Raw genomic sequence first — 12,925 nt, forward strand, 5'->3', positions numbered from 1 at the left:
CGTTTGGCGGGCAGACCCCAACGACATCATCGCCGCAAGAAATCGAGGGTTCCAAATGTTGGATTCAATCCACTAGCTGGGTATGTGCCACTGCCCGGGAAGATCGGGGGCGGCGGGTTTGCGTGGCGCGTGAATGCCCGAAAGCATCTGGTCGGCACCCTTCATCAACAAGCCCAGCCCGGGCATCTTGCGCATCTGGCCCTTGGCCTTTTCGAACCGCATCACGTCATCGATCCGGCGATCAAGGAAATCCCAGGTTGCGGTCTGCCCCGGCGAATCGTCGCCCAGCCAGAACAGAACGGTCGAGGAATAGACCGCCGACAGGCTGGCGCGTTTGGTGTACCAATTCACATCTTCCGACGTGTCGCCAAGCGCGGTCCAGATCGCGTCGGCTGTGCCCCAGATCGCCTTGGCGCCGTCCGCGGCGTAGATTGGCAGCGAAAACAGCGTTGTGCCACGACGGACGGCTTCTTTGTCTTCGACCACTTCCAGCCGGTAACGCACGGCCAGCGCCACCCGTTCGCTGTAGCGCAGCGTCGCAAGATCGGTGTTTCGCAGGCGTTCCACCATCGCGGCATCGCCGTTGCGGTGATAGGCCAGCGCCAGGTCGACCGCGCCGCGTGGAAACAGCGCGCGGGCCACGGTGGGATCGGTGCCGGTATCGGCCACGGCGGCGCGGAACGTTGTTTCGGACCAGCCGTCAAAGGGCACGTGCATCAGCGCCGCGTCGAGCAGGGTTGCAGAGATGTCGGAGGTCATCGGCGACTCCTTTCTTTCGTTGGTCGCAGACTAGACAAGTTAGGGCGCCTTTGCTATGGGGACACCTCCTGCAAATCCTTGCAACTTCAACTTAGAAAGGTGGTGACACCCACATGCAGGTTAGTGTTCGCGACAACAACGTCGATCAGGCGCTTCGTGCCCTGAAGAAAAAGCTGCAGCGCGAAGGCGTTTTCCGTGAAATGAAGCTCAAGCAACATTTCGAGAAACCGTCCGAGAAGAAAGCGCGTGAGAAAGCTGAAGCGATCCGTCGTGCCCGTAAACTGGCACGGAAGAAAGCACAGCGCGAAGGTATGCTCTGAGCAGCGGCTTCCAAACACTTATAGTGTCTTTCGCAGACCCCCGGGGCGACGGCCTTTCGGGGGTTTGTTATTTCTTGCACCCATGAGGCGCCTGTCTGGGACACCCGTTTTGACCGCCTGACGCGATCGGTCTGTAACCATGGCGGGGAAGAACGGGAACCGAACGCGATCCGGACCGGTGCTGCGTTGTTTGGCCCGCTCAGTGCGCCGGGGCGGTGACGGTATCCAGCAGGGTGCGTCCACCGTCCACCGTCAGGATCTGGCCGGTTGTGAAGCCTGCGCCGTCCGACGCAAGGAATTGCACCGTTTCGGCCAGTTCGCGCGGGGCTGCGATGCGGCCCAGCGGTGTACGGGTTTCGATGTCGCCGCGAAATTCGGCGTTTTCTTTCAGCGCGCCTTTCAGGCTGGCCGACATGACAGAGCCAAACGCCACCGCGTTGACCCGGATATTGTGCGGGGCCAGCGCCACTGCCATCGACCGGGTCATCTGATCCAGCGCGGCGGTGGACACCGAATAGCCCAACAGGTCGGGATGGGTGCGACGTGCGGCGATGGAGGACAGGTTGATGATCGCACCGCTGGCGTCTTCGTCCTGCCCGCAACCTTGCTTGATCATCCGTTTGGCCACCAATTGCGACAGGCGATAGGAGGTCATCAGGTTCTGGTTCAGCAGGGTGATGACCGAGTCGTCATCCATGTCCAGCGGGTCAGACGGCATGATCTGACGGCTGCCGTTCACCAGGATATCAACCCGGTCAAAGGCGTCGAGCGTGGCGGACAACAGGTTGGCGATTGTCAGACGTTCGCGCAGGTCGCCCGCGAAGTAGCGGATGTTGGTATCTTCCGGCTGGTCGCCGATTTCATCCTGAAGGCGGGCTTCGTCCATGTCGGCGAACATGACGTTGGCGCCCTTGTCGGCAAAATGTCGGGCGATGGCGAGCCCCACCCCATTGGCGGCGCCGGTGACGATGGCTGTCTTGCCTTCGATTGTTAGCGACATGAAACAGGCTCCGGTCTTGACGGCGTCAGGGAATGTTAGCGTCGGATGCGCGCAGGGTGCGAGGCATGGATCAGCTTGAAGCCCGGCGGGCCCGGGATTTCCTCGACCTTGCGGAAATGACGGGCAAGTGCGTCTTCGTAGGGCAAGTGGCGGTTGGCCACCATCCACAGTGCGCCAGACGGTTTCAGGCAGCGTGCGGCCGCGGCGATGAACGCCTGCCCAAGCGCCGGGTCGGCCTTGCGCCCTGTATGGAAAGGCGGATTCATCAGAACGGTGTCGGCCAAAGCGGGGCATTCCCAGGTGGTCGCATCGTCCCAGAAGAATCGCACACGCGGGTCGGTCAGGTTTTCACGAGCACAGGTCAGCGCATCGAAATCGGCCTCGACCAGGTGGAGGGCTTCGAGGCCGGGTCGGTCCAGAACCTGCGCCGGAAGATACCCCCAGCCGCCGCCCAGATCGGTGACGATACCGCCCAGTTTCTGCGGCAGCACAGCGGCCAGAGCGACGGACCCCGCGTCGGGGCCGTCCGCGGAAAACACACCGGGACGTGTCGTAAACCCGTCAACGGTTTTTGCCGCGCCTGCCCAGTCTGCAAAGGCATCGGTTGCCATGAACCAGAACACCCGACCGTGCGCTTTGGAGACCTGTCCCAACACCTGGGTCCGGGATTTGGCGGCCTTGAGCAGCGCATCGACGCCATCTGTCTTGGCGCCGTCGATCACGATCAAGCCGCCGGGGGTGGCGGCACAGGCGGCGGCAATGCGGGCCTGTGCCAGATCGCGGGCGCGGGGAAGGGTGACAATGGCCGCGGCATAGGGGCCTTCGGGCCTGGTCTCGGTGGCAATGCCTCGGGCGCGCAAACGTTGCGCATCAGGGGCAAAGGTCTGGATCGCGTGGAACCGCGCGCGGTCGTTCAGCGGCAGAAGTGCATCGCCCGGCATTCCGAACAGTGCGATGGTCCCGTCTTCGGGCAGGATCAGCCCGCCCTGGTCGAGGCAGAAGTGCAAGCGGTCATGCGCCATGTCGTGTCGCCCGTCCGGTGGAACGGATCATTCCTTTTCCATGGTGCATTGCAGCGGGTGCTGATGGCGGCGGGCAAAATCCATCACTTGCCCAACCTTGGTTTCCGCGATTTCATGGCTGAAAACGCCAACCACGGCCACGCCTTTCTTGTGCACCGTCAACATGATTTCGAACGCCTGTGCGTGATTCATGCCGAAAAACCGTTCCAACACGTGCACCACGAATTCCATCGGCGTGTAGTCGTCGTTCAGCATCAGCACCTTGTAAAGTGGCGGGCGCTTCGTCTTGGGCCGTGTTTCCAGCGCGACATTCGAATCCCCGTCGCCGTTCCCGATCTTGGGACCAGCGGCTGTCAGCGGGATGTGGTGCAAAGTCTGTGTCATGTCGCCTTGGATGTCGTGACCGACGGTTGTCTATGATGTCTTCGTCACCAGTGTATATAACGTTGACGGGTTTCAAGAAAAGAGCGGGTTTGGGGTGAGGTCCGGAATGGGCGGAAAACTGAGGGTTATCGGCTTCGACGCGGACGACACGCTATGGCACAACGAACGCTTTTTTCGATTGTCGCAGGACCGATTCGCCGAGTTGCTGTCCGATTATGCCGCGCCCGAGCATCTGGACGAACGCCTGCTGGCGGCGGAGCGACGCAACATCGGGCACTATGGCTTTGGCATCAAGGGGTTCGTGCTGTCGATGATCGAAACCGCCATCGACGTCACAGAGGAGCGCGTGCCGGCGCGGGTGATCGCCGAGTTGATCGGCATCGGGCAGGACATGTTGGCCCACCCGATCGAGTTGTTGCCGCACGCCCAAGAGGCGGTGACGGCGTTGGCGGCGGAACATCACCTTGTCCTGATCACGAAGGGCGACTTGCTGGACCAGGAACGCAAGCTGGCGCAATCGGGTCTGGGCGAGTTGTTCGACGGGGTCGAGATCGTTTCGCAAAAGACCCCCGCCACCTATGCGCGCATTTTCGGCGCCCATCCTGGCGGGGCCGGGGCGGCGATGATGGTGGGCAATTCGGTGAAATCCGACATTTTGCCCGCGTTGGCGGCGGGCGCCTTCGCCGTGCACGTGCCCCATGACCTGACCTGGGACCTAGAACATGCGGACACGCCGGACGGCCATCCGCGATTTCACTGCATGACTGATTTGGGCGCGCTGCCCGCGCTTGTTGCGTCTTTGAAATAAGCGTTGCCACGTTATTGCCACAATCGCCAGTCTAGGGGAAAAATTCGCCACTTCCCCCATATGTTGAGCGTCTGCATGAAAAATTCCTTCTAAACCCTTGTGGATCAATCCTTTCTTTGGAAAAGGTCCTGTGCTATCGTTGCACAATCAAAAACAGTCACCTGCCGGAAACAGGCGGGGACAAGAGGCAGAGAAGGCAAGATATCGTGACGGGACGGCATCTATGGCCGGGCCGCTTTGGCCTGTGTATCGTTGCAGTTCTTTGGTTGATCGTTTTTCTTCCGCTCAGTGTGGCGGCGGCCCCTTATGCTGCGCTTGTCATGGACGCGCGCAGCGGAGAGGTATTGTACACAAACAACGCGGACACCCGGCTTCACCCTGCATCACTGACCAAGATGATGACGCTATATATTGCGTTTCAGGCGGTCGAGAACGGTGAAATCACCATGGACACGCTGGTGCGCGTGTCCTCTAACGCGGCGAACGAGCCGCCTTCGAAACTGGGCCTGCGGGCAGGCCAGAAGATCGCGTTGCGGTACCTTGTGCGCGCGGCTGCGGTGAAATCGGCAAACGATGCAGCCACCGCCATCGGTGAGGCGATCGAGGGATCAGAGGCGGCGTTTGCCCGTCGGATGAATCGCACCGCCAAGGCGATGGGCATGACGCGCACGACGTTCAAGAACGCCCACGGCCTGACCGAGGCGGGGCACCTTTCCACTGCGCGCGACATGAGCATTCTCGGGCGGCATCTGATTTATGACTACCCGCAGTACTACAACCTGTTCAAACGCAAGACCGCGGATGCCGGGGTGCGGACGGTCAGCCATACCAACACGCGCTTCCTTGAAAGCTATCCCGGGGCGGACGGCATCAAGACCGGCTATACCCGCGCGGCGGGTTTCAATCTTGTCGCCTCTGCCGAACGTGGCAAGGAGCGGATCATCGCCACCGTGTTCGGTGGCCGATCGACCGCCAGCCGCAATGCCAAGGTCAAGGAATTGCTGGACCTTGGGTTCCGCCGGGCCCCCAGCAATGTTGCGCTGCACAAGCCCGACAAGCCCGGTGTCGCGCGTAGCAAGCCAGAGGTCGAGCGCCTGACAACCGCAAACCCCAATCCGGACGGGCGGCAGGGAAAGTCGATCCGCGTCGCCTCTGCAGCTGTCAAGCGCAGCCTGCGGCCCAAGGCACGCCCGGGCAGCACCGCGCCGCCGCCCTTGCTGGTGGCCGATGCGGTCAAGGACGACATCGACGACCTGGTCAAACAGGCACAGGCGGTGGACGTGCCGCCTGAAGTTGTGGCCAGCGAGATCGCGCCAGAGGATTCGCCCTTGCCGCGGATGCGGCCAGAGTCCCTGTTTCTGGCCAGCACCGGCGATGAGGCAACCGCCCCGCGGCCCGAACGCGAGGTCGTCACGCGGCTTTCCACCAGTGGCGGACGACATTGGGGAATCAACGTCGGGCGCTTTCCGACGCGGTTCCACGCCGAAAAGGCACTGTTGAAGACCGCCTTGCTGGAACTGGAAACGCTGGACGGCACGCTGCGCAAGGTGGTGGGCCGCAATTCCGGGTTCGATGCGAATTTCATGGGGCTTACGCGGGAAACCGCGGACCTGGCCTGCCGTCGCCTTCAGGCGCGTCAGGTCCAGTGTTTCATGATCGGGCCCGGCTGATCCGGGAACACGACTACGAAAAGGCACGAAAACTTAAGGGCGCCCTTGCGGCGCCCTTTCTTTTTCTGCGGGGGTCGGTCGGCGCGGGCTCAGGCCTTGGGCTTGTCGTCGTAGTCGCCTGACAGAATGCGCTGCGCGTCGCCTTCGGGGTCTTCGTATTGGCGCGACTTGACGGTAAAGACAAAGCCCAGCAATCCAATGCCCCCAAGTATGATCGAGATCGGGATCAGGTAGGCGATGACGTTCATATCTTGTTACCTCAGTCGCAATGCGTTCAGCGACACCGTAATCGAAGAGGCTGACATCGCCAAGGCGGCGATCAGCGGCGAACACAATCCCGCGATGGCCAGCGGCACGGCGATGATGTTGTACCAGGTCGCGATCGTGAAATTCTCGCGGATGCGGCGGGTCGCCGATTGTGCGGTTTTCACGGCATCGGGCAGGGGCGACAGGTCGGACCCCAAAAGCACGATGTCAGACGCCACGCGGGCGGCATCGAGCGCGGACGCCGGCGAGATCGACACATGTGCGCCAGCAAGCGCGGCGGTGTCGTTCAGCCCGTCGCCCACCATGAGCACTTTCTGGCCCTTGTCGGTCAGGCTTTGGATCCGGGCAGATTTGTCCTGTGGCAGGCATTCGGAGGCCCACTGCGGGATGCCAAGCCGCTTGGCCAGATCCTCGACCGCGCTGGGGGTGTCGCCGGACAACAGGATGACTTTCTTGCCCATGTCCTGAAGCGCCTGCACCGCCTCTGCCGCGCCGTCGCGCAGGCTGTCGGTGAACAGGAAGGGACGGGCCGGGTCATCGCCGATGGCCAGCCAGGCCGAGGTCTGCCGCGTCTGGCCACCGCCGACCCATGCGGCACGGCCCAGGCGAACGGTACGGCCTTGCCAGGTCGCCTCGGTCCCGTAACCGGGGATTTCGCCCAGGTTGTCCAGTGGGGCGGGGGTGATGCCATGGGCCCGCGCGGCTGCGGTCAGCGCGACGGACAGCGGGTGCGACGAGCCTTCGGCCAATGCCAGAGCGACTTCCAACTCGACCCTGGTGAAATCGCCGAGATTGGCAAGGTCGGGTGTCCCTGTGGTCAGCGTACCGGTCTTGTCAAAAACCACGGTATCGATCTGTGCAAGGCGTTCCAGCGCGGTGGAATCCTTGATCAGCAGCCCCTTGCGGAACAACCGGCCAGAGGCGGCGGTGGTTACCGCGGGGACGGCCAGACCCAGCGCACAGGGACAGGTGATGATCAGCACGGCTGCCGCGATGTTGATCGCGACGCGGGCGTCCCAAGTGTACAGATACCAGCCGACGAAAGCCAGCGCAGACAGGATGTGAACGCCGGGGGCATAGAGTTGTGCCGCTTTGTCGGCCAGCGATGTATAGCGCGAGCGGCCGGATTCGGCGATGGCCACAAGGTCCGCCATGCGGTGCAGGGACGTATCGCGCCCCACGGCGCTGGCGCGGATGGTCAGGGGACCGGTCAGGTTGACCTCGCCCGCAGACACCTTTTGCCCGGGCGCAGCATAGACCGGCAGGGTTTCCCCGGTCAGCAGCGACCGGTCGAGTTCAGACTGCCCAAAGACGATTTCGCCATCGACAGGCATCCGTCCACCGGGACGGACGCGGATCAGGTCGCCAACCTTCAGGTCCGCGACGGACACTTGCTGTTCCTCGCCTTTCTCGTCCAGACGCCAGGCGCGGGGCACTTCCAGCGCGGCCAGTTCCTCGGCGGCGGAACGGGCGATGGCGCGGGTGCGATGATCCAGGTAGCGGCCTGCCAGCAGGAAGAAGGTCAGCGCGATGGCCGCGTCGAAATAGGCATGTTCGCCCGACAGCGTGGTTTCCCAAAGCGATGTGCCCACCGCCAGCAGGATCGCAAGAGAGATCGGCACATCCATGTTCAACTGCCGGGCCGACAGCGCCTTCCAGGCATTGCGGAAGAATGGCTGGGCCGAAAAGCCGATCGCCGGCAGGGTAATGGCGGCGCTGATCCAGTGGAACATGTCGCGCGTTGCGCCTTCGGCCCCGGACCAGACGGCGATAGACAGAAGCATCACGTTCATCGCGGCAAAGCCGGCCACGGCCAGCCGCATCAGCAGATCCCGGCCCGCACGGTCCGTCGCTGTGGCGCGCAGGGCGCCGGCGTCGAGTTCATGCGCCTCGTATCCGACACCGTTGACCACGGCTATCATGTCGGCTGCGGTCAGGCCGGGATCGGCTTCGATCTGGGCGCGCTTCAGGGTCAGGTTGACGCGGGCGTTGTGCACGCCGGGGGCGGCGTTCAGGGCGCGTTCGATGGTGGAAATGCAGGCCGAGCAATGGATCGCCGGCAGCGACAGCATGATGTCAGCCTCGGTCGGTTTGTCCAGTTCTGCAAGTGCTTCGGCGGCAGGGGCCGCGGCGCAGGCGGGGCAGGCGCTGGCCTGGGGACGCATCGGGGCTGTCATGGACTCAATCCTTTACATGCAGGATCACACGCTGTTGGAAATGCCGGCCGTCGCGCGAAACCGCCTTCATCCGGATATTCCAGTTGCCGTCCGCCAAGTTGGTTTGGGCGACATAGGCCTGTCCGTCAAAGACGAAATCGGGGGACTGGTCGTCCTTGATCTGCGTGGCGCGGCCGATCACCGCGTCCAGCCGATCGACTTCCACCGGGTTTCCGTCGGTGTCGGTGATGGCCAGGATCACCCGGCCATCCTTTTCTTCAGCCCAGACGGTCCAACCCAGTGACTGCTGTTCGTGCAGGCGTGCGTTGAACTCCTGGCTGGCAACGTAGGAGTTCTTCACCTCAAGCCCCGGGAAGGTCCGGATGGCGTTGTAGGCCAGGGCGATATTCACCCCGATGATGACCGTGAACGCACCACCAAAGACTGCCGCTGCGTGGTAGCCGGTGAACTTGAACTCCTTCTTTGCCATCAGTTGGCTCTCCCGTTGAAGACCGTGTCATGGGTTGCCGTGGCCCCCGTGGTCATGTCTTCGACCTTGAAGCTGAACGGCGTACGCTCGCTGGCTGCGGCGGCGGTGTCCTTGGGCGCCAGAACATAGACCTTTTGCAGATAGGTTTCGTTCGCGGGCACAAGCACAGTGTTGCCTTCTACCCCTTCCAGAGCAATCGACAAGTCGTCATCGCCGGACAGGGTCAGCTGGAACGGACGGTCTTCGCCGTGCTTGTTCAGCAAGCGCACGTCATAGGTGTTGCGGATGGTGCCATCCTTCAGCGTGACGAAGGTGGGGTTGCGGATCGGGGCAACGTTCATTTCGATCTCTGGGCGCATGATAAGTGCGACCAGCAGGCCGATACCCACCAGCGACCACAGCGCGGTATAGACCATGGTGCGGACACGGAACACGTGGCTCCAGACAGAACGCGGGGCTTCGCCCGCCCGTTCGCGGGGTTCGTCGGACAGCGCAAGGTAGTCGATCAGGCCGCGCGGCTTGCCGATCTTGTCCATCATGTCGTCGCAGGCGTCGATGCACAGGCCGCAGGTGATACAGGCCAGTTGCTGACCGTCGCGGATGTCGATGCCCATCGGGCAGACGTTTACGCAGGCCATGCAGTCGATACAATCGCCCAGGTTCTCGGCGCCTTCGGACTTGCGGTGCTTGCCGCGCGGTTCACCGCGCCATTCACGGTAGCCGATGGTCAGCGTGTCTTCGTCCATCATCGCGGCCTGGATCCGCGGCCACGGGCAGGCATAGATGCAGATTTGTTCGCGGGCAAACCCGCCGAAGAAGAAGGTGGTCCCCGCCAGAACCAGCATCGTGGTATAGGCGACCGGGCTTGCCTGACCGGTGACAAGGTCAACGGCCAGCGTCGGGGCATCGGTGAAATAGAACACCCAGGCACCGCCGGTGGCCAGCGCGATCAGGAACCAAGACACCCATTTTGTCATTCGCAGACGCAGTTTGCGGAAGTCCCACTTTTTCTGGCGGTGCAGACGCAGGCGGGCGTTGCGGTCGCCTTCGACCCAGCGTTCGACAAGAATGAAAAGGTCGGTCCACACGGTCTGGGGGCATGCATACCCGCACCACACCCGGCCAAGCGCCGAGGTGAATAGGAACAGGCCAAGCCCGGCCATGATAAGAAGGCCGGCGATGAAGTAGAATTCATGCGGCCAGATCTCGATGAAAAAGAAGAAGAACCGGCGATTGCCAAGATCGACCAGAACCGCCTGGTCAGGCAGGGCCGGGCCACGGTCCCAGCGGATCCACGGGGTAATGTAGTAGATACCCAGCATGAGTGCCATCAGCACCCATTTCAGATTGCGGAAATTACCCGAGACCCGACGGGGAAAGATCGGTTCACGTGCTTCGTAAAGTTGGGGGGCTGGCTGGTCGGCGTTGGACACGGCAGAATCGCTCCGCTTCCTTGTTATGAGTTGGTTGATCTTCTTCCAGTCATGCCGTGGCCGGGCATTGACCTGTGTCAATTTTTTACATTTGATATTTATATTTGGGTCGTTTCGCAGCGTCGCCTAAGGCGCATCGCGTGCTTCGGTGCGCAGCCAGCGGATGAAGTCCTTGACCAGCGGGCGCTGGATGCCGGGCAAGGTGACCAGATGATAGCCGTCGCTGCCGGGATCGCGGAACAGCTCTACAAGGCGACCGGAGTTCAGGTCGCTCTCGACCCATTTTCGTGCTGTCACGGCGACGCCCTGGCCCTGGCGGACCGCTTCGATCATCAAGTGGCCGGGCAGGTGCACGATGCTGGCCACGCGGGTTTCGGTCAGGCCTTGCCGCTCCAGCCAGCGGCTGGCTTCGTTGGTGCCCATCTCTTGAAGCCAGGGCAGGACACGCAAGCTGTCGGGGGTATGCGGGACGTTGTCCGGCAGTAAATCGGGTGCTGCGACGGCGACGACCGGAGATTTCAGCAGAAGGTCCGATTGCAGCCCTGGCCACTCTCCACCGCCGTATCGCAGGCACAGATCAACGCCACCCGGAGAGGGGTCGATCAACTGCGGGCTGGGGTTCACGATGATATCCGCTGCGGAATGCCGGTCGCGGAACCGCGCCAGTCGTGGCAAAAGCCAGAACGCGGCAAAGCTGGGCGTTGTTGCCACGTGCAGCGGGCGGTCTTGTGAAGCCCCCGACAGCGCCTCTGTCACCTGTGCGATGCGGCCAAATCCGTCGGCAAGCGCTGCGGCCAGCACTTCGCCCTGTGGCGTCAGGGTCAGGCTGCGCCCGGACCGGTTCAGCAGGGTCAGGCCCATGCTGGCCTCAAGATTGCGGATTTGCTGGCTGATTGCGGCGTGGGTCACGTTCAACGCATCACCCGCCCGGGTGACAGACCCGGTTTCCGCGTAGGCGGCAAAGGCGCGGAGCGCCGATAGCGGGGGCAGGCCCTTCCAGTCCATATGTAAGAAGACCTTACAAGATGTGCATATTCCAGAGTCGCAAGTGTCATCTTTTTATTCAATATATCAAGAATTAATCGTGAAGAAGGAGACAAGAAAATGTTAGGAATATTCGCAGACATGATGATGACCGCAAGCCGCCAGGGACCCAGCCGCCCCAACCGCAAGGAACGGCCCTGGATGCCGCCGGCCCGGTTCTGGACCGCAGGCGACCGGATATTGTTTGACCGGGACCGGAGCGATGATTGATCCGATTGTCTTTGTCCCGCCCGCGCTGCTGCACAAGCCACGCCATGAACGCAAAACGGCGGGGCGCAAGGCCCCGCCGTTTCGGCGATAGGTTCACGCGGCCGGGTCAGCCTGGCCAATCAAACATATGGGCCGCGCGCATCATGGCAGACAGGGCCGGTGTGTGCGGCCGCCCGGGCATGGTAAACAGCGAGATCTGGCGCGTGACCTCGGGATCGCCCAACGGGCGCTGGATCAGGCCGGGCAGGGTGACGGAGTATTCCGGCATGAAGGCAAAGCCGATCCCGGCCAGAACCATCGCCTGAACCCAGTCTTCGCGTTCCGAGCGGAACTTGGCATACAGTTCGACACCGCGGCTTTCGCAGACGCCCATGACCATCTCTCGCAGTTCGCAGGCCAGACGATCGACATAAGGTTCGCCGGAGATATCCCGGAGCCCGATCTGGTTCAGCGCGCCAAGGTGATGGCCCGGCGGAATCACCACGACATAGCGCTCCTGGTAGAGCGGCATGATGCGGAATTGTTCGCTGCTCACGTCGTCCAGCTGGGTCATCACGGCGACATCGATCTTGCCGTCGGCCAGGTCACGGCGCAGCGTGTCGGGCGAGGTTTCCTGTACCGACAGTTCGACCCCGGAAAAGGATTTCTCAAACCGTGCCAGGAAGCGCGCCAGCCGCAGATGCCCGATCGTCGACATGACCCCGAGTTTCAGCGGCGCCTGGTTCAGCAGGCGAAAGTTCTGCGCAAGTTCCTGTGCGGTTTCAGCCTCTTGCACGATCTGGCGCAAATGCGGCATCATCGTGTGGCCGAAGTCGCTGACCAGGATCCGCTTGCCTTCCCGGTGGAACAGCGGTGCCCCCAAGGAATGCTCCAACTTCTTGATACCTTTGGTCAAAGCGGGCTGTGATACGTTGCAGGCCTCGGCGGCGACGGTAAAATTCAGATGCTCCGCCGCAGAAAGCACATAGCGGATTTGAGACATCTCCATGGGTAAAATCCTGTTTGTTACATCCCCAAACGCAACTTGGCCAAAATCAGACGGCAAGCCAAGAAAATTTCCGCCACAAGTCCGACAAACTTGCGGTTATGGTTTGATGCAGTCAGGTTTCTTCCGGTTTGATGTCTGCGTTGTTAACTAACCCTAGCCCGCGACGTGGACGTATCTGAAATTTCGGCAGGTACGTGACCTTCACCTCACATTCACCATGCGTTGGGGGGCACAGTGAAAGCCGTCGGACGGTCAATGGGCCCACTCCCGTTTGCCATTCGGCGGCTTCTTCTGTGAGCTAGTGGATTGATCGCGACAAACGAGTCCGAATTGGGATTCCCATTTGGTGCTGGCCGTGCGAGTCATGCTGATGC

At 62.0% G+C, this 12,925-nt stretch carries 14 protein-coding genes; 4 read left to right on the forward strand and 10 right to left on the reverse strand.

Going from position 1 to position 12,925, the window contains the following annotated elements; translation table 11 throughout:
• Positions 1-72: 72 nt before the first annotated feature.
• Positions 73-759 carry a COQ9 family protein gene (locus VK792_RS18660; protein ID WP_326299383.1) on the reverse strand — a complete coding sequence of 229 codons (687 nt, stop codon included), beginning with the start codon at positions 757-759 and terminating at the stop codon, positions 73-75.
• 113 nt (positions 760-872) lie between these two features.
• Here VK792_RS18660 and rpsU point away from each other — a divergent pair, with 113 nt between their 5' ends.
• Positions 873-1,079 (forward strand): 30S ribosomal protein S21, encoded by a 207-nt coding sequence (gene rpsU / locus VK792_RS18665; RefSeq protein WP_008207378.1) that lies wholly within the window; start codon positions 873-875, stop codon positions 1,077-1,079.
• A 199-nt stretch (positions 1,080-1,278) separates the two neighbouring features.
• Here rpsU and VK792_RS18670 read toward each other — a convergent pair whose 3' ends face one another.
• Genes VK792_RS18670 through clpS form a run of 3 tightly spaced genes read right to left on the reverse strand, consistent with a single transcriptional unit; the run spans position 1,279 to position 3,485 of the window.
• Positions 1,279-2,079, reverse strand: coding sequence for an SDR family NAD(P)-dependent oxidoreductase (locus VK792_RS18670; RefSeq protein ID WP_326299384.1), 801 nt, complete (start codon positions 2,077-2,079; stop codon positions 1,279-1,281).
• A 35-nt stretch (positions 2,080-2,114) separates the two neighbouring features.
• Positions 2,115-3,101: a class I SAM-dependent methyltransferase gene (locus tag VK792_RS18675; protein WP_326299385.1), complete on the reverse strand. Its 987-nt coding sequence runs from the start codon at positions 3,099-3,101 to the stop codon at positions 2,115-2,117.
• Positions 3,102-3,128: 27 nt separating this feature from the next.
• On the reverse strand, positions 3,129-3,485 hold the full coding sequence (gene clpS / locus VK792_RS18680) for an ATP-dependent Clp protease adapter ClpS (protein WP_326299386.1): 357 nt from the start codon (positions 3,483-3,485) through the stop codon (positions 3,129-3,131).
• 106 nt (positions 3,486-3,591) lie between these two features.
• On the opposite strand from clpS, the gene VK792_RS18685 reads away from it, so the two are divergent.
• Entirely contained in the window at positions 3,592-4,293 is a 702-nt protein-coding gene (locus tag VK792_RS18685; RefSeq protein WP_326299387.1) for an HAD family hydrolase, read from the forward strand.
• 206 nt (positions 4,294-4,499) lie between these two features.
• Positions 4,500-5,963, forward strand: a complete 1,464-nt coding sequence (locus VK792_RS18690) for a D-alanyl-D-alanine carboxypeptidase family protein (protein ID WP_435404873.1) — start codon at positions 4,500-4,502, stop codon at positions 5,961-5,963.
• A gap of 89 nt (positions 5,964-6,052) precedes the next feature.
• Here the strand turns inward: VK792_RS18690 and ccoS are convergent, their stop codons facing one another.
• The 5 genes from ccoS to VK792_RS18715 all read right to left on the reverse strand — a co-directional run bounded on the left by ccoS (position 6,053) and on the right by VK792_RS18715 (position 11,314).
• Positions 6,053-6,211, reverse strand: coding sequence for a cbb3-type cytochrome oxidase assembly protein CcoS (gene ccoS / locus VK792_RS18695; protein ID WP_326299388.1), 159 nt, complete (start codon positions 6,209-6,211; stop codon positions 6,053-6,055).
• A gap of 6 nt (positions 6,212-6,217) precedes the next feature.
• On the reverse strand, positions 6,218-8,407 hold the full coding sequence (locus tag VK792_RS18700; protein ID WP_326299389.1) for a heavy metal translocating P-type ATPase: 2,190 nt from the start codon (positions 8,405-8,407) through the stop codon (positions 6,218-6,220).
• A 4-nt stretch (positions 8,408-8,411) separates the two neighbouring features.
• Positions 8,412-8,876, reverse strand: a complete 465-nt coding sequence (locus VK792_RS18705; RefSeq protein ID WP_326299390.1) for a FixH family protein — start codon at positions 8,874-8,876, stop codon at positions 8,412-8,414.
• On the reverse strand, positions 8,876-10,309 hold the full coding sequence (gene ccoG / locus VK792_RS18710; protein ID WP_326299391.1) for a cytochrome c oxidase accessory protein CcoG: 1,434 nt from the start codon (positions 10,307-10,309) through the stop codon (positions 8,876-8,878). The genes VK792_RS18705 and ccoG overlap by 1 nt, the downstream gene beginning before the upstream one ends.
• A gap of 126 nt (positions 10,310-10,435) precedes the next feature.
• Positions 10,436-11,314: a LysR family transcriptional regulator gene (locus VK792_RS18715; RefSeq protein ID WP_326299392.1), complete on the reverse strand. Its 879-nt coding sequence runs from the start codon at positions 11,312-11,314 to the stop codon at positions 10,436-10,438.
• Between the two features lie 99 nt (positions 11,315-11,413).
• Between VK792_RS18715 and VK792_RS18720 the strand changes: the two genes are divergently transcribed.
• On the forward strand, positions 11,414-11,563 hold the full coding sequence (locus VK792_RS18720) for a hypothetical protein (RefSeq protein WP_326299393.1): 150 nt from the start codon (positions 11,414-11,416) through the stop codon (positions 11,561-11,563).
• Between the two features lie 106 nt (positions 11,564-11,669).
• Here the strand turns inward: VK792_RS18720 and VK792_RS18725 are convergent, their stop codons facing one another.
• A complete protein-coding gene (locus VK792_RS18725) occupies positions 11,670-12,551 on the reverse strand; it encodes a LysR family transcriptional regulator (RefSeq protein WP_326299394.1) in 882 nt (293 codons plus the stop codon).
• Positions 12,552-12,925 lie beyond the last annotated feature (374 nt).

The organism is Mesobacterium hydrothermale (assembly GCF_035818635.1).
In the GTDB taxonomy this organism is placed as follows: domain Bacteria; phylum Pseudomonadota; class Alphaproteobacteria; order Rhodobacterales; family Rhodobacteraceae; genus Mesobacterium_A; species Mesobacterium_A hydrothermale.

Bases quoted from the DNA above. Each gene is read 5' to 3' on its own strand.
- clpS (WP_326299386.1), bottom strand. From the start codon at position 3,485: ATGACACAGACTTTGCACCACATCCCGCTGACAGCCGCTGGTCCCAAG.
- VK792_RS18720 (WP_326299393.1), top strand. From the start codon at position 11,414: ATGTTAGGAATATTCGCAGACATGATGATGACCGCAAGCCGCCAGGGA.
- VK792_RS18670 (WP_326299384.1), bottom strand. From the start codon at position 2,079: ATGTCGCTAACAATCGAAGGCAAGACAGCCATCGTCACCGGCGCCGCC.
- VK792_RS18705 (WP_326299390.1), bottom strand. From the start codon at position 8,876: ATGGCAAAGAAGGAGTTCAAGTTCACCGGCTACCACGCAGCGGCAGTC.
- ccoS (WP_326299388.1), bottom strand. From the start codon at position 6,211: ATGAACGTCATCGCCTACCTGATCCCGATCTCGATCATACTTGGGGGC.
- rpsU (WP_008207378.1), top strand. From the start codon at position 873: ATGCAGGTTAGTGTTCGCGACAACAACGTCGATCAGGCGCTTCGTGCC.
- VK792_RS18725 (WP_326299394.1), bottom strand. From the start codon at position 12,551: ATGGAGATGTCTCAAATCCGCTATGTGCTTTCTGCGGCGGAGCATCTG.
- VK792_RS18685 (WP_326299387.1), top strand. From the start codon at position 3,592: ATGGGCGGAAAACTGAGGGTTATCGGCTTCGACGCGGACGACACGCTA.
- VK792_RS18660 (WP_326299383.1), bottom strand. From the start codon at position 759: ATGACCTCCGACATCTCTGCAACCCTGCTCGACGCGGCGCTGATGCAC.
- VK792_RS18715 (WP_326299392.1), bottom strand. From the start codon at position 11,314: ATGGACTGGAAGGGCCTGCCCCCGCTATCGGCGCTCCGCGCCTTTGCC.
- VK792_RS18675 (WP_326299385.1), bottom strand. From the start codon at position 3,101: ATGGCGCATGACCGCTTGCACTTCTGCCTCGACCAGGGCGGGCTGATC.
- VK792_RS18700 (WP_326299389.1), bottom strand. From the start codon at position 8,407: ATGACAGCCCCGATGCGTCCCCAGGCCAGCGCCTGCCCCGCCTGCGCC.